Annotated in this window: 17 protein-coding genes; 7 read left to right on the top strand and 10 right to left on the bottom strand. The window is 65.1% G+C overall.

All coding sequences use genetic code 11. The features are described from left to right. The 3 genes from H0485_RS13940 to H0485_RS13930 all read left to right on the top strand — a co-directional run. Positions 1-1,108: AMP-binding protein (locus H0485_RS13940; RefSeq protein ID WP_226936538.1), on the top strand; the 1,108-nt coding region annotated here is incomplete at its 5' end. Beyond that, on the top strand, positions 1,105-1,773 hold the full coding sequence (locus H0485_RS13935; protein ID WP_226936537.1) for an adenylate kinase: 669 nt from the start codon (positions 1,105-1,107) through the stop codon (positions 1,771-1,773). The genes H0485_RS13940 and H0485_RS13935, both read left to right, overlap by 4 nt. Positions 1,774-2,122: 349 nt before the next feature. After that, a complete protein-coding gene (locus tag H0485_RS13930) occupies positions 2,123-3,904 on the top strand; it encodes an MFS transporter (protein ID WP_226936536.1) in 1,782 nt (593 codons plus the stop codon). A gap of 74 nt (positions 3,905-3,978) precedes the next feature. Here the strand turns inward: H0485_RS13930 and H0485_RS13925 are convergent, their stop codons facing one another. Both H0485_RS13925 and truA read right to left on the bottom strand, forming a co-directional pair. Beyond that, entirely contained in the window at positions 3,979-4,266 is a 288-nt protein-coding gene (locus tag H0485_RS13925) for a hypothetical protein (protein ID WP_226936535.1), read from the bottom strand. 345 nt (positions 4,267-4,611) lie between these two features. Beyond that, positions 4,612-5,385, bottom strand: a complete 774-nt coding sequence (truA, locus tag H0485_RS13920) for a tRNA pseudouridine(38-40) synthase TruA (RefSeq protein WP_226936534.1) — start codon at positions 5,383-5,385, stop codon at positions 4,612-4,614. 88 nt (positions 5,386-5,473) lie between these two features. On the opposite strand from truA, the gene H0485_RS13915 reads away from it, so the two are divergent. Both H0485_RS13915 and H0485_RS13910 read left to right on the top strand, forming a co-directional pair. Continuing rightward, positions 5,474-6,898, top strand: coding sequence for a YcjX family GTP-binding protein (locus tag H0485_RS13915; RefSeq protein ID WP_226936533.1), 1,425 nt, complete (start codon positions 5,474-5,476; stop codon positions 6,896-6,898). Next, positions 6,895-7,890, top strand: coding sequence for a YcjF family protein (locus tag H0485_RS13910; protein ID WP_226936532.1), 996 nt, complete (start codon positions 6,895-6,897; stop codon positions 7,888-7,890). The genes H0485_RS13915 and H0485_RS13910 overlap by 4 nt, the downstream gene beginning before the upstream one ends. Before the next feature lie 82 nt (positions 7,891-7,972). On the opposite strand, the gene pth is transcribed toward H0485_RS13910, so the two are convergent. Together pth and H0485_RS13900 are read right to left on the bottom strand one after the other, a co-directional pair. Then, positions 7,973-8,683 carry an aminoacyl-tRNA hydrolase gene (pth, locus tag H0485_RS13905; RefSeq protein ID WP_226936531.1) on the bottom strand — a complete coding sequence of 237 codons (711 nt, stop codon included), beginning with the start codon at positions 8,681-8,683 and terminating at the stop codon, positions 7,973-7,975. Between the two features lie 155 nt (positions 8,684-8,838). Beyond that, on the bottom strand, positions 8,839-9,450 hold the full coding sequence (locus H0485_RS13900) for a 50S ribosomal protein L25/general stress protein Ctc (protein WP_226936530.1): 612 nt from the start codon (positions 9,448-9,450) through the stop codon (positions 8,839-8,841). A 200-nt stretch (positions 9,451-9,650) separates the two neighbouring features. On the opposite strand from H0485_RS13900, the gene H0485_RS13895 reads away from it, so the two are divergent. Further along, positions 9,651-10,802, top strand: a complete 1,152-nt coding sequence (locus H0485_RS13895) for an MFS transporter (RefSeq protein WP_226936529.1) — start codon at positions 9,651-9,653, stop codon at positions 10,800-10,802. Positions 10,803-10,806: 4 nt separating this feature from the next. Here the strand turns inward: H0485_RS13895 and H0485_RS13890 are convergent, their stop codons facing one another. The 4 genes from H0485_RS13890 to H0485_RS13875 all read right to left on the bottom strand — a co-directional run bounded on the left by H0485_RS13890 (position 10,807) and on the right by H0485_RS13875 (position 14,586). Beyond that, entirely contained in the window at positions 10,807-11,988 is a 1,182-nt protein-coding gene (locus H0485_RS13890) for a pyridoxal phosphate-dependent aminotransferase (RefSeq protein WP_226936528.1), read from the bottom strand. Between the two features lie 76 nt (positions 11,989-12,064). After that, positions 12,065-12,730 carry a TetR family transcriptional regulator C-terminal domain-containing protein gene (locus H0485_RS13885; protein ID WP_226936527.1) on the bottom strand — a complete coding sequence of 222 codons (666 nt, stop codon included), beginning with the start codon at positions 12,728-12,730 and terminating at the stop codon, positions 12,065-12,067. A gap of 183 nt (positions 12,731-12,913) precedes the next feature. Beyond that, complete coding sequence (locus H0485_RS13880; RefSeq protein WP_226936526.1) at positions 12,914-13,804, bottom strand: cation diffusion facilitator family transporter; 891 nt, start codon at positions 13,802-13,804, stop codon at positions 12,914-12,916. Between the two features lie 164 nt (positions 13,805-13,968). Then, positions 13,969-14,586 carry an SH3 domain-containing protein gene (locus H0485_RS13875; protein ID WP_226936525.1) on the bottom strand — a complete coding sequence of 206 codons (618 nt, stop codon included), beginning with the start codon at positions 14,584-14,586 and terminating at the stop codon, positions 13,969-13,971. A gap of 211 nt (positions 14,587-14,797) precedes the next feature. Between H0485_RS13875 and H0485_RS13870 the strand changes: the two genes are divergently transcribed. Beyond that, positions 14,798-15,784, top strand: coding sequence for a 2-hydroxyacid dehydrogenase (locus H0485_RS13870; RefSeq protein ID WP_226936524.1), 987 nt, complete (start codon positions 14,798-14,800; stop codon positions 15,782-15,784). A gap of 57 nt (positions 15,785-15,841) precedes the next feature. Here H0485_RS13870 and H0485_RS13865 read toward each other — a convergent pair whose 3' ends face one another. Together H0485_RS13865 and H0485_RS13860 are read right to left on the bottom strand one after the other, a co-directional pair. Further along, a complete protein-coding gene (locus H0485_RS13865; protein WP_226936523.1) occupies positions 15,842-16,609 on the bottom strand; it encodes an endonuclease/exonuclease/phosphatase family protein in 768 nt (255 codons plus the stop codon). Between the two features lie 86 nt (positions 16,610-16,695). Further along, on the bottom strand, positions 16,696-17,946 hold the full coding sequence (locus H0485_RS13860; protein WP_226936522.1) for an NAD(P)/FAD-dependent oxidoreductase: 1,251 nt from the start codon (positions 17,944-17,946) through the stop codon (positions 16,696-16,698). Between the last annotated feature and the right edge of the window lie 11 nt (positions 17,947-17,957).

Below are 17,957 nucleotides of genomic sequence, written 5' to 3'. Positions count from 1 at the left end.
GGCGATGACGCATCAATATACTTTCGATTATCATGATGGCGATGTCTATTGGTGCACCGCCGATGTCGGCTGGGTCACCGGTCACAGCTATATCGTCTATGGCCCGCTGGCGAATGGCGGCACCACTTTGATGTTTGAGGGCGTGCCGACCTGGCCTGATGCCGGGCGGTTCTGGCAGGTCTGCGCCAAACATAAGGTTAATCAGTTCTATACCGCGCCGACCGCGATCCGCTCGCTGATGGGGCTGGGGGCGGAATGGGTCGAGAAACATGATCTGAGCAGCCTGAAGCTGCTCGGCACCGTCGGCGAGCCGATCAACCCCGAGGCCTGGTCCTGGTACCATAAACATGTCGGCAAAGAACAATTGCCGATCGTCGACACTTTCTGGCAGACCGAGACCGGCGGCCATATGCTGACGCCTTTGCCAGGCGCGGTCGCCACCAAGCCGGGTTCGGCCACTGTGCCGTTCTTTGGCGTGCAGCCGGTGGTGCTCGATGCACAGACGGCCGAGCTGCAGGAAGCGGTCGAGGCCGAGGGCGTGCTGTGTCTCAAAGACAGCTGGCCCGGTCAGATGCGCACGCTCTGGGGCGATCACGCCCGGTTCGAGGAGGCCTATTTCAGCCAGTATAAGGGCTATTACTTCACCGGTGACGGCTGCCGCCGCGACGCTGACGGCTATTACTGGATCACCGGCCGGGTCGATGATGTGATCAATGTCTCGGGCCACCGCATGGGCACGGCCGAGGTGGAATCGGCGCTGGTGGCGCATGAAAAGGTGGCTGAAGCGGCGGTGGTCGGCTATCCGCATGAGGTGAAGGGCCAGGGCATCTATGCCTATGTGACGCTGATGAACGGGGTGGAGCCCTCGGAGGCGCTGAAGCGCGAGCTTGAGGCTTTCGTGCGCCAGGAGATCGGCCCGATCGCCAGACCCGATCTGATCCAGTTCGCCCCCGGCCTGCCGAAAACCCGCTCGGGCAAGATCATGCGCCGCATCCTGCGCAAGATCGCCGAGAATGATTTCGCCGCGCTTGGCGATACCTCAACCCTGGCAGACCCCTCGGTCGTCGAAGACCTGATCGAAAACCGCGCCAACCGGGGCAAGGCATGAGCGCCCCGGTCCTGATCCTGCTGGGGCCGCCCGGTGCCGGCAAGGGCACCCAGGCCCGGATGCTTGAAGAAGAGCATGGGCTGATCCAGCTCTCGACCGGCGATATGCTGCGCGCCGCGGTGGCCGCCGGCAGCCCGGCCGGGCTGGCTGCGAAGGCGGTGATGGCGGCGGGGGGCCTGGTCTCGGATGAGATCGTGCTGTCGATCATTGCCGAGCGGATGCATGGCCCGGATGTCGCGCGGGGCGTGATCCTCGATGGATTCCCGCGGACCGAAGGCCAGGCCCTGGCGCTGGAAGAGCTGCTCGGCGGGCTCGGCCTGCGGGTGACCGCTGCGATCAGCCTCGAGGTGGATGATGCGGCGATGATCGCCCGCGTTGCCGGGCGCTACAGCTGCGCGGCCTGCGGCGAGGGCTATCACGATCAGTTCCGTCAGCCCGTCCATCCGGGCCGCTGCGATAAATGCGGCGGCGGCGACATGAAGCGCCGCGCGGATGATACGGCGGAAACGGCGGGGGAGCGGCTGAAAGCCTATCACGCCCAGACCGCGCCGCTGATCGCCTTTTACCAGGCGCGCGGCCTGCTCGAACCTGTGGATGCGATGCAGGACATCGCGCAGGTGCGGCAGGCGCTGCACCGGATCGCCGGCGGCATCATCGCCGTCTGATCCGGTCTGCAAAGCTGTGATCCGGGGAAGGAGGGCCCCGGGTTGTGGCAAAGAGCGGAGGGGATGGGGCACTCGCCCTGATCTGCTCGGCGCAAAGCCGGGGCTCAGACCGGCAGGACAGGCGCCGCCTGGCACAGAAGGCCAGGCCGCGGGTGAAGGGTGGATGATGCCGGGCCTCGGCAGATGCCGCCACTGTCCGGAGTAATGGGAGAGGGCCAGACCTGCCAGGCAGGCGAGGTGCGGCGCCCGGCCTGCAGAAAGCGGGCGGGCTGCAGTGCCGGAGCTGCCGGACGGGCGAGGGGAACGCCGGACCTGCAAAAGCAGGCGAAGGCCAACAAGGAGGAAGGCTATGGCATATGCAACGCCGGACGTGCGCGATCGCTCGCGTCCCATGACCCGCGAGGAGAAGAAGGTTATTCTTGCCTCCTCGGCGGGGACGATTTTCGAATGGTATGATTTCTATCTCTACGGCTCGCTGGCCGCGATCATCGGCGCGCAGTTTTTCACCCCCTTCCCGGAAGCCACGCGCAACGTCTTTGCGCTGCTGGCCTTTGCGGCAGGCTTTATTGTGCGCCCCTTCGGCGCGCTGGTCTTCGGCTCGCTCGGCGATCTGATCGGACGGAAATATACCTTCCTGATGACCATCGTCATCATGGGGGTCTCGACCTTCATCGTCGGCCTTCTGCCCAATTACTATTCCTGGGGGATTGCGGCCCCGATCATTCTGATCGCGCTGCGCATGCTGCAGGGCCTGGCGCTGGGGGGTGAATATGGCGGCGCGGCGGTCTATGTGGCCGAACATGCGCCGCAGAACCAGCGCGGCTATTTCACCGCCTTCATCCAGACCACCGCGACTTTGGGGCTTTTGCTCTCGCTGGTCGTTATTCTGATGGTGCAGGGCTATGTGAACGGCAATTACCCGGATCAGCCGGTGCTCGATGCGGCCGGTGTGGCCGTGGTTGGCGCCGATGGCAGCCCGGTGATGCAGAAGGCCTTTAATGCCTGGGGCTGGCGTATCCCCTTCCTTGGCTCGATCATCCTGCTCATCGTCTCGCTCTATATCCGGATGCAGATGAATGAGAGCCCGGCCTTCAAGAAGATGAAGGAAGAGGGCAATGCCTCGAAAGCCCCGATGCGTGAGGCTTTCGGCAACTGGACCAATGGCAAGATCGCACTGATCGCGCTGCTGGGTCTGACCGCCGGTCAGGCAGTGGTCTGGTATTCGGGCCAGTTCTACGCTTTGTTCTTCGTGCAGAACGTGATCAAGGTCGACAGCTTCTCGGCCAATGTCTTTGTCGCCTGGTCGCTGATCCTCGGCACCTATGGCTTCATCTTCTTCGGCAAGCTTTCGGACCGGATCGGCCGTAAGCCGATCATCCTCGGCGGCTGCCTGCTCGCCGCGATCACCTATTTCCCGGTCTTTGGTTTCCTGACCAAAACCGCTAATCCGATGCTCTATCATGCGCATCAGACTGAAATCGTGGTGACGGCTGATCCGGCGGACTGCTCGTTCCAGTTCAACCCGGTCGGTACGGCGAAATTCACCAATTCCTGTGATATCGCCAAAGCTGCTCTGACCGCACGTTCGGCCAATTCCGAAACCGATGCAGCCCCGGCAGGTACGCTTGCCTCGGTGAAAGTCGGCGAGACGGTGATTGCCGGCTATTCGGGTGCGGCAGCCGATGCGGCGGATCAGAAGGCCCGGTTCGACAAAGAGCTGAATGATGCGCTGACCGCAGCGGGCTATCCGATCAATGCGGCGGATAATACCACCGTGGCCAAGGCCCAGCATTTCTTTGACATCTTCAGCGGCCAGAAGATCACCATCGTGCTGATCCTGACCTATCTGATCATCCTGGTGACCATGGTCTATGGCCCGATCGCGGCAATGCTGGTTGAGCTTTACCCGACCCGGATCCGCTATTCCGGCCTGTCTTTGCCCTATCACATCGGCAATGGCTGGTTCGGCGGTCTGCTGCCGGCCACGGCCTTCGCGATCTCGGCCCAGTCCGGCGATATCTATGCGGGCCTGTGGTATGCGATTGTCATCGCCCTGATGACGGTGGTGATCGGCGCACTCTTCGTGCCGGGTGGCACCCATAAGAAAGACATTTTCGCCGACAGCAAATAAGGCGGCGAACCTTCTGAATGCAGCGGGCCGGGGAGAGATCCCCGGCCCGTTTGCCGTTCAGGAAAGGCGGGGGTTTATCCCCGCGATCTGAGCCGCAGGATCAGCTGCCACAGGCCGAGGAGCAGCGCGGTGAGCATGGCATTGGCAAGCAGGCCTGCGAGGAACTGGTCAAAGAAGGGGGCAAGGCTGGCCGCAGAGGTGGTCGAGGGGATCAGCGCTGCGACAAAGACCACACCGGCGAGCAGCGGGATCACCATGCCGGTCTCGCGGCGGGTGCGCATCATCGTCCAGATCAGGGCGATGAGCAGCGCGATCCGGAACGGATCGCTGAGCTGTGAAATGATCAGCTGGCCGAATGTCATGCGTGTTCCCTCTTCGCTTTGCCCAAAGGGGTAAGGGAAAACCGGCCGCCGGTCTATGAAAACCGATGGGGTAGCGGCGGGCTTTCTGCCCCCCCGGCGCGCCGGATGGCGCGCTCCCCCCGAGGATATTTGCAGAAGGGGAATTGCGGCTCCGGCCTTTTTTAATCAGGGGCTGCGAAACTGGCGGGGCGGTACAGGCGGGAACGCCGATGACCGCGAAGGGGAAGGCGTATCTTTGGTGGATGCGCCCGACCTCTTGTCGCCTCTCCCTCGCGGTAAATATCCTCCGGGGATGGGTTCCCCGCCCGGGCCGAGGGGGCAGAGGGGCTGCAGTTTGTTCAGGCCTCAGCCCGCGAAAGGATCCGAAGGATAGCCGACCCCGGTCAGGCAGAGGCCCTGGGGCGGGCAGACCGGGCCGCAGGCGGCGCGGCTCTTTGCCTCCAGCGCTTCTTTCACCCGCTCGGGCGCCCAGGCCCCTGCACCCACCCGCTCCAGCGTGCCGGTGATCGAGCGCACCTGATTGTGCAAAAAGCTGCGCGCGCGCAGATGCAGCCGGAATTCCTGACCACCCGGGCAGGGCAGCTCTTCAATCCGGATTTCATCAATGGATTTGACCGGGCTTTCCGCCTGGCACATCACCGAGCGGAAAGTGGTGAAATCATGCCTGCCGATGAGGTAAGCCGCGCCTGCCTGCATCGCCTGCAGATCAAGCGGATGTGCGACCTGCCAGACCAGCCCCCGCTCGAGAACCGCAGGCGCACGCCGCGCCATCAGCCGGAAAGTATAGCGCCGCTCATGCGCCGAAAAACGGGCGTGGAAATCATCCGCGACCCGGGCGCAGGCGAGGATTGCCACCGGTGCCGGCTTCAGATGCCAGTTCAGCGCCCCCATCAGTTTAAAAGGATCCCAGTCCTTCGCCAGATCGGCATGGGCCACCTGGCCCGTGGCATGGACCCCGGCATCGGTCCGGCCAGCGGCGCCGATCCGGTGCGCGCCCGGCTCAAGCCTGGCAAGCGCCTCTTCAATGGCTTGCTGCACCGAAGGCTGGCCGCCGGCCTGGCGCTGCCAGCCGCAGAACGGACCCCCGTCATATTCAATTCTGAAAGCATAGCGTGGCATAAGCGCCGCTTAGCTGAAGATGCCCGCCTTTCCAAGTCTCGCCTCTGTGCCTATCTTCTGATGCAGCAAGCGCAGACAGGGGCAGGCATTGGCATTTTCCGGCATTACCGACGGGATCGCGCGCGGGGCAGACAGCCTGCAGTCCGGGGTCTCGGGACTGTTCTTTGAGCAAAACCTGCGGCTTGGCGTGACCGGCCTGTCACGGGCGGGCAAGACGGTTTTCATCACCGCGCTGATCGCCAGCCTGTTGAACCGCGGCCGGATGCTGCAGCTTTCTGCCGCGCGCGAGGGCAGGATTGCGGCGGTGCATTTGCAGCCCCAGCCCGATATGACCCTGCCGCGCTTTGATTATGAGAACCATATCGCCGCCCTGACCGACGAGGATCCGCACTGGCCCGGCTCGACCCGCTCGATCTCAGAGCTGCGGCTTTCGTTCCGCACCCGGCCCTCGGGCTGGTTTGCCGGGATGCGCGGGCCGCAGGTTCTGCATCTCGATATCGTCGATTATCCGGGCGAATGGCTGCTCGATCTGGCGCTGATGGAGAAGGATTACGCGACCTGGTCCGAGGATACGCTGAGCCTGATCGCGAAACGGGCCCCGGTTCTGCCCGAGGCGCGCGATTTCCTCGCCATTGCCCGGGCCGAGGACGGGGCTTTGCCGCTCGAAGAGCTGCGCATTCAGCGGCTCAGCACCGCTTTCACCCGCTATCTGCAGGCGGCGCGGGCGGCGGGCTGGTCGGATTGCACCCCGGGGCGCTTTTTGTTGCCTGGCGATCTGGCGGGCTCACCGGTTCTGACTTTCGCGCCCCTGCCCGAACCGGCCTCGGCCCCGCGCGGCTCGCTGGGGCGTGAGGCGGCAAAGCGCTATGAGGCCTATAAGGACCGCGTTGTCACGCCCTTCTTCCGTGATCATTTCTCGCGCATTGACCGGCAGATCGTGCTGATGGATGTGCTGGGCGCGATCCATAACGGCCCGCCTGCGGTCGAGGATCTGCGCAAGGTCATGGCCGAGGTGCTGACCGCCTTCCGGGTCGGGCGCGGCTCCTGGATCGGGCGGCTTCTTGGCGGGCGGCGGGTCGAGAAGATCCTCTTTGCCGCCACCCGCGCCGATCATCTGCATCACGAACAGCATCCGGCCCTGACCGCGATCACCGAGGCGCTGGTGGCCGAGGCACGGCAGCGCTCGGAATTTGCCGGGGCCGGGGTGGGGGCGCTGTCGCTGGCCAGCCTGCGCGCCACCGTCGAGGAAAGGGTCGAACGCGATGGCCAGTCGCTGCCCGCGGTGCGCGGCCGTCTTCTGGGCAGCGGCAGACAGGTGGTGGTCTATCCCGGCGCGCTGCCCCCGGATCCGGCGCGCATCCTTGCCCCGGCGCGCTCCGGGGCCGGGGCCTGGCTCGAGGATTTCGGGCTGATGGAATTTGCCCCGGCGCGGTTCAGCCTGCGCCCCGGCGAGGGGCCGCCGCATATCCGGCTGGACCGCGCGGCAGAGTTTCTGATCGGAGACCGGTTGTGACAGAGCGCCAGAAGCCTTTCGTGATTGAGCTGGAGCCGGGCGATCCGCCCGCCGATCCCGGCCTTGCGCCCGAGATCAGTGATCTGCCGCCCGAGGGGCGGGCGATGCAGGGCGTGGCGCTGGTGGCGGGGCGCAAAAGCTCGGCCCTGTCGCGCTTTGCTTTCTGGGTCTTCACCAGCCTTTTCACCCTCGTCCTATCGGTCGCGGCCTGGAATTTTGTGACCGGGCTGTTCGTCAGCAATGCTTTGCTTGGCTGGATCGCCTTCGTGCTGGTGATCCTCGCGGTGCTGATCCTGGTGATTTTTGCCGGCCGCGAGGCGATGGGCTTTGCCCGGCTGGCGCGGCTCGATCATCTGCGGATCGAGGCGGACCGGGCGCATCTGCAGGCCGATCTGCCCGCCGCCCGCGCGGTCACCCTCCAGATCCGCGCGCTTTATTCGGGCCGGGCTGATACCGCCTGGGGCGAGGCCCGCTTTGCCGGGGCCGCGCCCGATGTGATGGATGCCGATGCTTTGCTGGAGCTGGCCGAGGCCGAGATCATCGCGCCGCTCGATGCCCGGGCCGAGGCCGAGATTGAGGCCGGGGCGCGCAAAGTGGCGCTGGTCACCGCTTTGGTGCCGCTGGCGCTGGCCGATGTCGCAGTGGCGCTCTATGCCAATCTGACGATGATCCGCCGCATTGCCGAGATTTATGGCGGGCGCTCGGGCGCGCTTGGCAGCTGGCGGCTGATGCGCCGGGTCTTTGCCACGCTGCTGGCGGCAGGGGCGGTGTCGCTGGCCGATGATATGATCGGCTCGGTCGCGGGCGGCGGCATCCTGTCGAAAGTCTCGCGCCGTTTTGGCGAGGGGGTGGTGAATGGCGCGCTGACCGCAAGGGTCGGGGTCGCGGCGATGGAAACCTGCCGCCCGCTGCCCTTCCGCGTGGCGGCGCGGCCTTCGGTCTCGGCCCTGGTCTCACGCGCGGTGACCGGGCTGATCCCGAAGGGCAGCTGAAACCTGCCGCTTTCATCTGTCCTTAAATATCCCCGCCGGAGGCACTCTGACCGGGGCCCCAGGGCACAGGCTGCCGCCTCTTTCAGCGAAACTTATCGAGCAGCTTTTGCATGGCGCTGCGCTCATCCGGCGCGGCTTCGGGCTTAACCACCGGCTCGGCTTTTACCGGCGCGGCGCGCGGGCCTTTGCGTCCGGGCGCATCCTCTGCCGGTTTCGACGAGCGCGGCGGGGCGGTGCGCAGGCTGACGGCATTGAGGAATTTCTGTCCCTCGCCCGCAGCCAGGGCGGCAATCCCGTCGGAAATGCCGCGCATGAGATCTTCGAGCCAGTCCTGATCGGCCTTGCTGAAATCATGCAGCACGTAATGCGCCACCGCATCTTTATGCCCGGGATGGCCGATCCCCAGCCGCACGCGGCCATAGGCCTCGCCGATATGGCCCGAGATCGAGCGCAGCCCGTTATGCCCGGCATGGCCACCCCCCGCTTTCAGCCGGCATTTGCCCGGCGCGAGATCGAGCTCGTCATGAAAAACCGTCAGATCATCCGGGCCGAGCTTGTAAAAGGTCATTGCCGCCTGAACCGACTGCCCCGAGAGGTTCATAAAGGTCGAGGGTTTGAGCAGGATCACCTTCTCACTGCCCAGACGCCCTTCAGAGATCTCGCCCTGAAACGCCTTGCGCCAGGGGCTGAATCCATGATCGGCGGCGATACGGTCCAGCGCCATAAAACCGATATTATGGCGGTTTCCGGCATATTTTGCGCCGGGATTGCCGAGGCCGGTAAAGAGTTTCATAGCGCCTCCGGGATCATCCGGCGGCGTAAGGGGCGCGGCCGTGAATATGCCCGGCGGATATAACGGCCGGGCGCCGATGTCTCAAGCGCTGATGCTCAGAATGAAAACGGGGGGCGCGAAGGCCCCCCGTTTCCCGATCTGCGCGCGTGCTGAGATCACTCAGCCGCGGCTTCCTCGTCGTCGCCACCTGCTGCGAGACCGGTCGGTGCAGCGATGTTTGCGATCACGAAGTTACGCGCGATGGTCGGGGTGACGCCCTTCGGCAGGGTGATGTCTTCGATGTGGATGACATCGCCGATCTGCTTGCCTTCCAGGTCCACGGTGATGTGATCCGGGATGTCGGAGGCCAGAACTTCCAGCTCAACCTCGGCACGCACCACGGTCAGGGTGCCGCCACGCTTCAGGCCCGGGGCCTTGTCAGCGTTGATGAAGTCAACGTGGATGAACAGGTTGATGCGCGAGTCATCATGGATGCGCATGAAGTCGATATGGGTCGGAAGATCCTTGACCACATCGCGCTGAACGCCGCGGCAGACCACGTGCTGGTCAGCCTGACCTTCGACCTGCAGGTTGAAGAGGGTCTGCAGGAAGCGACCTTTCTTCAGGTTCTTCAGCAGGTAGTTGTAGTTCACCGAAATCGGGGTCGGTTCTTTGTTATCGCCATAGACGATGCCCGGTACGTTGCCCTCACGACGAGCTTGACGAGCGGCCCCCTTGCCTGTCCCCGTACGCACCACTGCTTTAAGATCCGGGATCTCACGAGCCATTGGTATTCTCCATATAAAAATGCCGCCATCCTCCAAGGGTGCATGGCGGATCGCGGGGCTATAGCCGGGAATCGGCTGAAAGAAAAGGCCAAACTCCCCGGGATTGCCGGGGGGGCAGGAGTCTGTCTGCGACATGCCAGGTCGCGGCTGACCAGGACGCAGAAAGCCGCGCTCTCTAGCAGAGGGGGCGGGAGAAGATGATGAATATGCTCGGACAGATGACGGTAGCCCGTCCGGTTATGGCGGCTTTTGCCGGAATGGGGATCGCCTGGGGCAGTTTCGCGGCACTGATGCCGGATATCAAGGCGAGGCTGGGGGTTGATGAAAGCCAGCTGGGCTTTTTGTTATTCTTCACCCCGATTGCGGCGGTGGTGGCGATGCTGCTGGCGCCGGCCTTCGGCCACCGGCTGGGACGGCTGGCGCTGCCGCTGGCGGTGATGGCAATGGCCGCGGCTTTCCTGCTGCCAGGTCAGGTGACGCTGGTGGCGCTGTTTCCGCTGGCGATGATGGCCTGTGGGGCGGCGACCGGGCTGACCGATGTGCTGATGAATGCGCGTTCGGCCGAGCTTGAGACCCGGCGCGGGCTCTATCTGATGAATCTCGCCCATGCCGCCTATTCCTTTGCCTATGCGGCGGGGGCGATCATCACCGGCCAGCTGCGCGGCCAGGGCTTCGCGCCGGCTCAGGTGTTTTTGCTGATGGGGCTGGTGATCTTCCTGTTCGCTCTGGCCAGTTTTGAGCGCGATGGCCGGATCCACGGGCTGCAGCGCCCCGAGGGCGGGCGGGGGCCGGGCCTCGGCCCGGTGCCGGTGATCGGCGGCGGCCTGGTGCTGATTGCCTTTCTGACCGAAAATGCCACCGAGGGCTGGTCGGCGCTGCATATCGAAAAGACCCTTGGCGGCAGCCCCGAGCAGGGCGCGCTTGGCCCGGCGACCATTGCGCTGACCATGGGGATTGCCAGGCTGGCAGGCCAGGGGCTGACCCGTCGCATTGAGCCCACACGCCTGCTGAGCGGCGGAGCGCTGATCGCGGCCTGTGGCGCGCTGCTGGCGGCTTTCGCCCTCAGCCCGGCCATGGCCTATATCGGTTTCATCATCTGCGGCATCGGCGCATCGGTGCTGGTGCCGACGGCCCTGTCGCTGGTCGGGCGGCTGGCCAGGGATGAGGATCGCGGCCGGGCGGTGGCCCGGGCCACGCTGTTTGGCTATTTTGGCTATTTTGTCGGCCCGCCGGCCCTTGGCATGGTGGCGGGCCTGTTCAGCCTGCGCGCCGCCTTTGTCTTTGCGGCGCTGGTGCTCTTGCTGACCCTGGTGCTGGCGCCGCTGATGCGGCGACTGGCGGCCCGGGGCTGAGGGTTCAGCCCCGCCCGAGCCCTGCCGCATGGGCGAGGATCCGGCGGCAGGCCTCGCGCAGCTCGGCCTCGGGCCGGGTCAGCGACAGACGCAGCCAGCCGGCGAGGCTGTCACCAAAGCTCTCGCCCGGCATCACGGCGACCGATTGCGCCTCGAGCAGGCCGAGCGCGAATTCCTGGCCGGAAAGGCCGGTGGCGCGTATATCGAGGAGGGCGAACATCCCGGCCTCGGGCAGATGCAGTTTCAGCCCCGCTTTGCCATCGAGCCCATCGGCCAGCAACCGGGCCCGGGCGGCGAAATTCTGCACCATTTCAGCGGCAATCGGCGAGGGGGCCGAGACAGCAAGCTCGGTCATATCGGCGATGAAGGGCTGGCTGCCAAACAGCATGGTCTCGGATAAAGGCAGCAGCTGATCGGTGAACTCCTGGGGGCCCACCACCCAGCCCGAGCGAAAGCCCGGCGCCGCATGGGATTTTGAGATCGAGGCGGCGGCCACGCTCCGCTCAGCCAGCTCCGGCAGATCCAGCGGTGAGGCAAAGCTCACGCCGGGAAAGACCATCTCCTCATAGACCTCATCCGAGACGATCCAGAGATCATGCTTTGCCGCCAGCGCGCCGAGCGCGGCGATCTCAGCGCGCGACAGCACGGCGCCGGTGGGGTTATGCGGGGTGTTGAGAAACAGCACGCGGCTTTTGGGGGTGATCCGCGCCACGACATCGGCGAGCTGCATCCGGAAACCATGTTCGGGGCGCAAAGGCACCATCACCGGCGTGGCGCCGGTCTGGCGGATCAGCCCCTCATAGGTGGCATAGAGCGGATCGCCGACCAGCACTTCATCGCCGGCCTCGACCAGGGTGCGGAAGATCGCATAGAGGCAGGTCTGGGTGCCGGGCAGGCAGGTGATCTGCGAGGCCGAGAAGCTGCGGCCGCGCCTGGTGCTGTAGCGTTTTGCCAGCGCCTCGCGCAGGCCCGGCTCGCCCTGGCCATTGGAATAGCCCAGCCGTCCGGGGCGCATCGCCTGGCGCGCCGCCTCGATCAGCGCCGGCGGCATGGGCATATCCGGCTCCCCGATCGTCAGCTCGATAATGTCGCGCCCCCCGGCCTTCAGCGCGCGGGCGCGGGCATGCACCTCCCATTTGGCGGAACCAAGATCGGCAAGGCGACCGGGAAGCGAGGCGTAGCGCATAGCAGGGTCTTTCATTTCAGCAGGACGAAAGGGCCGTGACAGGCCCGGGGGAATGACAGCCGGTAGCGGCAAAGGGTCAGCGCGCGGCGCTCTGCGCGGCGAGCAGATCAACGCCCAGCAAAGTGCCGAGCGCACTGAGGCCGATGTTTTCCAGCTCGCCCGGCGCGAAATGCCCCGCAATGACCGAGCCCTCAAGCCAGAGCCCGTCAATCATCGCATTGCAGGCAATGGCCTCGCGGCGCAGCTGATCGGCACTGACCTCGCGGCCGAGCGCGGCAATCAGCTGCTGCAGGCGGTCGCGGTAATGCAGATAGGAGGCCTCATGCTGGGCCAGCAGGCCGGGATCGGCCTGGACCTGGTGCAGGAAACCGGCCCAGAGCCCGACCCGGCGCGGATCAACCACCGGCGGGCGCAGCGAGGCGCTGATAAATGCCGCAAGCCGCGCCTCAGCCGAGGCTCCGGCCTCATCAAGCGCCTCAGCCCCCTGTTCGGTCATTCCGTCCATCAGGGCCGTATAGGCGGCGTGGGAGAGTTCCTGTTTTGAACCGAAGTAATGCCGGATCAGCCCGGGCGTGACCCCGGCGCGCTCAGCAATGGCCCGAACCGTTGCCGCCCGGGGACCGCCTTCGGCCACCAGTTCCTGCGTGGCCTGGATCAGTGCCTCGCGGCGGTTTTCTTCGCTGTCGCGGATATAGGGACGGCGGTCCCGGGGGGATGCAGCGAGAGGATCAGATGCTGACATTACGGCTGCCACCTTTCGGAGGAATTTGGGCCTCAGGATGCGGCCCCGATTGGCCTGCTGTCAATTGCCCGTTTGATTAATTGTCGCCTGAAGCGTGAAACGGCAGGGGAAATATGCGCAGCACAACAGGGTCGCGGGTCAGGGCCTGCGCCCTCAGACCTGCGACTTCCGGCCTCTGGCGGGTCAGGTGCCGGGTCTGCCGTCTTTGGCGGCGACATCTTTATGAATGATCACATCGGCCTCGGGCCAGCGGCTGAGAATGGCCTGCCGCAGCGAGGCGCCGATGTCATGGGCCTGGCGCAGGCTCTGATCGCCATCCAGCTCGATATGGAGATGGACGAAAATCCGGCTGCCGCTGGTGCGGGTTTTCAGATCATGAAAGCCGATGACACCGGGCCAGCCGCGTGTCATTTCGGCGATGCCGCTGACCACTTCCGGATCCGCCTCGCGGTCCATCAGCGCATCCCAGGCTGATTTGCCGATGCCAAGCGCCCCTTTGAGCATGATCAGCGCCGCCAGCAGGGCAATCCAGGAATCCAGCCCGCTGAAGCCGAATCTCTGCGAGGCCTGCAGCGCGATAATAGCACCGACCGAGGGCAGCAGATCGCCGATATAATGCAGCCGGTCCGCCGCAACGACGCGGTTTCCGGTCTTTTTCGCGACATAGCTCTGCCAGATCACCAGCAGGAAGGTCAGCAGGATCGACGCCAGCATCACCAGGGTGCCGATCATCTCATCGCCCAGCGAGACGGGTTCGGGCGCGCGCAGCCTAGTGATTGCCGACCAGCCGATGAACAGCGCCGAGGCGGTGATCACCAGCGCCTGGGTCAGCGCCGCCAGATCCTCGGCGGAATTATGGCCAAAGGGGTGATCCTGATCCGCCGGGCGCGCGGCATAGACAATCGCCAGTGCCGCGATCAGCGACATCATCAGATCGACCGCTGAATCGGCCAGCGAGGCCGCAACAGAAAGCGAGCCGGTGACCGACAAAGCCAGGAATTTGAGGAGAACAAGGGTCAGGGCAACGGCCACCGAGGCAATGCCGGCGGAGAGGCTCAGTTTGGAATTCGACATCAGCCCGAATCCTGCAGTGATCTGGAATAAAAATATGGTGCGCCGGCGCGCCGGGCAGGCTCAACTCCCTATTGTCCCATTGCGATTCAGGCAAGCCCTGCCGCCGCGGCAAAATGCATCGCCTGACGCGAATTCTGGCCCGGATTATGGTCCGTATTCTGCCGTCAGTCTACGATCTCGCCGGGATCGACGCCCCAGAGCGCGGATTTATGCACCCAGCCTTTCTCGCCGCCGGTTGCGATCCGGCACCAGTCGGGATTGCATTGCAGGATGCGGGCCACCACGCCCATCTCTGCCTGGGCGATCACCCGGGCCTGGGGATCGGGTGAGGCGCGGAACTCGGCCATATCGGTTACCACCAGCACCGAACGCATGCCTGAAATCAGCGCGTAATGCACCCAGCCACCGGCGCCATCCATATCCTCGACCCGGCGCCAGTTCTCATATTCGGCGGTGACGCGCAGGGGCATGCCGGGGCGGGTAAAGACCCAGTCAATGCGGTGCGTCAGGCCGGGGCCGCGCCGCACATTGCCCTCATTGCCCTTCAGCGAGACGAAGCGCGGCAGGGGCAGATTGGTGACGCAGCCGATATTCGGCTGGCATTCTTTCTTTTTGCTGCTGGCAGAGGGGCCAGCGTCATCAGCCGGTGCCGAGGCGGCGGCGGCATTTTCAATCGCGGTGATGGTGCTTTCCTGACCGCTGTCGGGCCCGGCCTCCTGGGCCAGGGTCGCGAGCGGCAGGGCGGCGAAAGTGAGAGCGATCAGCAGTCGGCGCAATGCCATGCCGCAAGCCCGGGCCAGTGAAAATTGGCCCGAAACGGGGCGGACCGGGACGAAAAGCCCGGAGGCACTGGCGTTACACATCTTCGGCCTGCTCCTTACGCGGCAAAATTCAGCACCGCGTATCATTGCTCTCGTGAGGGCTTGTGATCCGCCCCGCTTGCCCGCAGTCTGACCTGAAACTGCGTCTGTTGGAAGACATGAGGATCGAAGAATGCCATCGCCGCGCCTGAGTGTTGTTGTCACGCGACGTCTGCCTGAGCCGGTCGAGACCCGGATGAAAGAGCTGTTCGATGTCACTTTGCGCGATCCGGACACGAAGATGAGCCGTGACGAGCTGCTCGGGGCGATGCGCAATGCCGATGTGCTGGTGCCGACTATCACCGATCAGATCGACGCCGCGCTGATCGGCCAGGCCGGGGACCGGCTGAAGCTGATCGCCAATTACGGCGCAGGGGTCGATCATATCGATGTCGCCACCGCGCGCGCGCGGGGCATTCTGGTCTCGAACACTCCGGGGGTGATGACCGAAGACACCGCCGATATGGTGATGGCGCTGATCATGTCGGTGACACGGCGCATTCCCGAAGGCATTGCCAGCATGGCCCAGGGCGAATGGGAGGGCTGGTCGCCGATGGCCTTTCTCGGCTCACGCCTTGCCGGCAAGCGGCTGGGGATCCTCGGCATGGGGCGGATTGGCCAGGCGGTGGCGCGCCGCGCCCGTGCTTTTGGCTGCCAGGTGCATTACCATAACCGCCGCCGGGCCCGGCCCGAGACCGAGGCCGAGCTGGAGGCGACCTGGTGGGAAAGCCTCGATCAGATGCTGGCGCGTGTCGATATCCTGTCGATCAACTGCCCGCATACCCCCTCGACCTTCCATCTGATCAATGCGCGGCGGCTCAAGCTGATGAAACCTTCGGCGGTGATCGTGAATGCCTCACGCGGCGAGGTGATCGACGAGAATGCCCTGACCCGGGCCCTGCGCGCGGGCGAGATCGCCGGGGCCGGGCTTGATGTCTATGAGCGTGGCAATGAGATCAATCCACGCCTGCGCGAAGTGCCGAATGTGGTGCTGCTGCCGCATATGGGCTCGGCGACGATTGAGGGGCGGATTGATATGGGCGAGAAAGTTCTGATCAATATCAAAACCTTCGCCGATGGCCACCGCCCGCCCGATCAGGTGGTGCCGGGCCAGCTTTAAGCCCGGCGCACAAGCTCTGCTCAGCCATAGGCCCGGCGCAATGGAAACGGGCTTCTGTCAGGCGGTTTTCAGCCTGACATCGGCGATCAGCGGCAGATGGTCCGAGGCCCGGCTGGCATCGTGATTGCGAAACACCCTTGCCTCCCCACCGGCGAACTGATCCGAAATCGCGATCCGGTCGAGGGCAAAGACCGGGTGGCGCGAATGATAGGTCGGCCCGCCGGAGAGGATGCGAAAGCGGCGTGACAGCCGGCCAAGGCCCACTTCCAGCGAACGCTCGTTGAAATCTCCGGCGATCAGCGTGGCGACATTCTCGGCCTCGGGCAGCATTTTCAGCAGCGCCGTCAGCTGCGCGCGCCGCGACTGCCGCCACAGACCAAGATGCACCCCCATCACCCGCAGCCGCTCGGGCGCGAAGCCGGGGCGGTTGCGCTCGAGCAGCGCCGAGACGAGACCGCGCGGCTCGAGCCCGGGCAGATCGTGATGGTCGCGGGAAATCACCTCAAAACCGGGCGAGACCAGCAAAGCATTGCCATGCCAGCCAAGGCTGTCGCGGCCATGGGTGAAGCTGACCGGCACGAGGCCGGTTTGCTGAAACACCTCTTCGCGCTGAAACACCGGGCGGCGCGGCGGCAGGCGCAGATCCGCCTCCTGCAGCGCCACCACATCCGCGCCCAGTTCGGAAATCACCCGCAAAACCCGGGCCGGATCGCGTTTGCGGTCGGTGCCCATGGCTTTGCGGATATTATAGCTGGCGATGCGCAGGCTGTCGGGGCGCGTGACATCCGGGCGCGTGGGATCGCAAGCAGGTCTGGTCTCGGTCAAGGGAGGATTGCTCCGGGCGTCACAGGAAAAGGCTCATTCATCAATGACCGGCGCCGGATTTGGTTGCAACCTCCCTCACCCGGACCTCAGAACCGCAAAGGCGAGGCGGCAGCGGCAAAATCACCGGGATCCTCGCCGCGGATCTGGGCCGCGATGATCTCGGCGGTGACCGGTGCGAGGGTGATGCCGATATGGCCATGGCCATAGGCATGCAGCACATCGGCGCCCCCGCGCGAAGGGCCGATCACCGGCAGGCTGTCGGGGATCGAGGGGCGGAAGCCCATCCAGCTGCGCGAAGGCTCTCCCAGATCGGGGAAGACGCTGCGCGCGCCCTCGACCAGCTTTGCGATCCGGTGCGGCGAGGGCGGCGCGGTCAGGCCGCCCAGCTCGACAGTGCCTGCGGCGCGCAGCCGCCCCTGCATCGGGCAGAGATAGAAGCCGCGCGAGGTGACGCAGGAGGGGCGGCTGATCGGCAGCTCCTCCATATCCCATTCAACGTGATAGCCGCGCTCGGTATCAAGGGGGATGCGGTCACCGGCCTGGCGCGCGAGGCTGCGCGAATGCGCCCCGGCGGCGATCACCACTTTCTGCGCCAGGAGATGCAGAGTGCGGCCATCGGTCATCCGCCCCTCAAGGCTGATCCCGGTGGCCTGGCGGCTCAGCCGCCCGATCCTGGCCGGAACGAGGCTGGCCCGGCGCAGCACAGTCGCGGCGATCTGCTGCATCATCCGGCCGGGATCGGGCAGGAAAATCGCGCCGGTGAATGAGGCGGCCCCGGCCATGCCCTGCAGGCGCGGCTCAAGTGCGGCCAGCTGCTGGCGGTCGATCATCTCAACCGCAATGCCATAAGCGCGGCGCGCCTCCATTTCCTTTGCGGCAGCGGCAAGCGCGGCCTCGGTCTGGTAAAGATAAAGCCCGCCGCCTGCTTCCATCAGGCTCCCGGCCTCGCAACGCTGCGCCAGATCCTTCCAGCGCTTGCCGGTGCCCGCCAGCAGGCCGGCAAGTGCCCGCGCATTGCGCGCCGCCGGGCCGGGCAGGCTTTGCCAGGCAAAGCGCAGGAGCCAGGGCGTCAGCGAGGCCAGGGCCGAGTGGCGGATCGACAAAGGTGAATTGCGGTCAAACAGCAGCGAGGGCAGGTTTTTCAGTACCGCAGGCGTGCCAACCGGGGCGACCGCGTAATCGGCAATCGTGCCGGCATTACCGTAAGAGGCGGCCATTCCGGGCTCTCCCGGATCGATGAGTGTGACCTCATGCCCCTCTGCGACAAGCCTTTCGGCGATGGAAAGGCCGATCACTCCGGCCCCGATAACGGCAATTTCAGTCGAGAGGCGCTGCATGGTATTTCGTA

This window comes from Pseudogemmobacter faecipullorum (genome assembly GCF_020539525.1).
Lineage (GTDB): Bacteria > Pseudomonadota > Alphaproteobacteria > Rhodobacterales > Rhodobacteraceae > Pseudogemmobacter > Pseudogemmobacter faecipullorum.
This window is presented reverse-complemented; position numbering and strand designations above follow the sequence as displayed.

Bases quoted from the DNA above. Each gene is read 5' to 3' on its own strand.
- truA (WP_226936534.1), bottom strand. From the start codon at position 5,385: ATGCCACGCTATGCTTTCAGAATTGAATATGACGGGGGTCCGTTCTGC.
- H0485_RS13875 (WP_226936525.1), bottom strand. From the start codon at position 14,586: ATGGCATTGCGCCGACTGCTGATCGCTCTCACTTTCGCCGCCCTGCCG.
- H0485_RS13870 (WP_226936524.1), top strand. From the start codon at position 14,798: ATGCCATCGCCGCGCCTGAGTGTTGTTGTCACGCGACGTCTGCCTGAG.
- H0485_RS13895 (WP_226936529.1), top strand. From the start codon at position 9,651: ATGAATATGCTCGGACAGATGACGGTAGCCCGTCCGGTTATGGCGGCT.
- H0485_RS13885 (WP_226936527.1), bottom strand. From the start codon at position 12,730: ATGTCAGCATCTGATCCTCTCGCTGCATCCCCCCGGGACCGCCGTCCC.
- H0485_RS13935 (WP_226936537.1), top strand. From the start codon at position 1,105: ATGAGCGCCCCGGTCCTGATCCTGCTGGGGCCGCCCGGTGCCGGCAAG.
- pth (WP_226936531.1), bottom strand. From the start codon at position 8,683: ATGAAACTCTTTACCGGCCTCGGCAATCCCGGCGCAAAATATGCCGGA.
- H0485_RS13900 (WP_226936530.1), bottom strand. From the start codon at position 9,450: ATGGCTCGTGAGATCCCGGATCTTAAAGCAGTGGTGCGTACGGGGACA.
- H0485_RS13880 (WP_226936526.1), bottom strand. From the start codon at position 13,804: ATGTCGAATTCCAAACTGAGCCTCTCCGCCGGCATTGCCTCGGTGGCC.
- H0485_RS13860 (WP_226936522.1), bottom strand. From the start codon at position 17,946: ATGCAGCGCCTCTCGACTGAAATTGCCGTTATCGGGGCCGGAGTGATC.
- H0485_RS13890 (WP_226936528.1), bottom strand. From the start codon at position 11,988: ATGCGCTACGCCTCGCTTCCCGGTCGCCTTGCCGATCTTGGTTCCGCC.
- H0485_RS13930 (WP_226936536.1), top strand. From the start codon at position 2,123: ATGGCATATGCAACGCCGGACGTGCGCGATCGCTCGCGTCCCATGACC.
- H0485_RS13925 (WP_226936535.1), bottom strand. From the start codon at position 4,266: ATGACATTCGGCCAGCTGATCATTTCACAGCTCAGCGATCCGTTCCGG.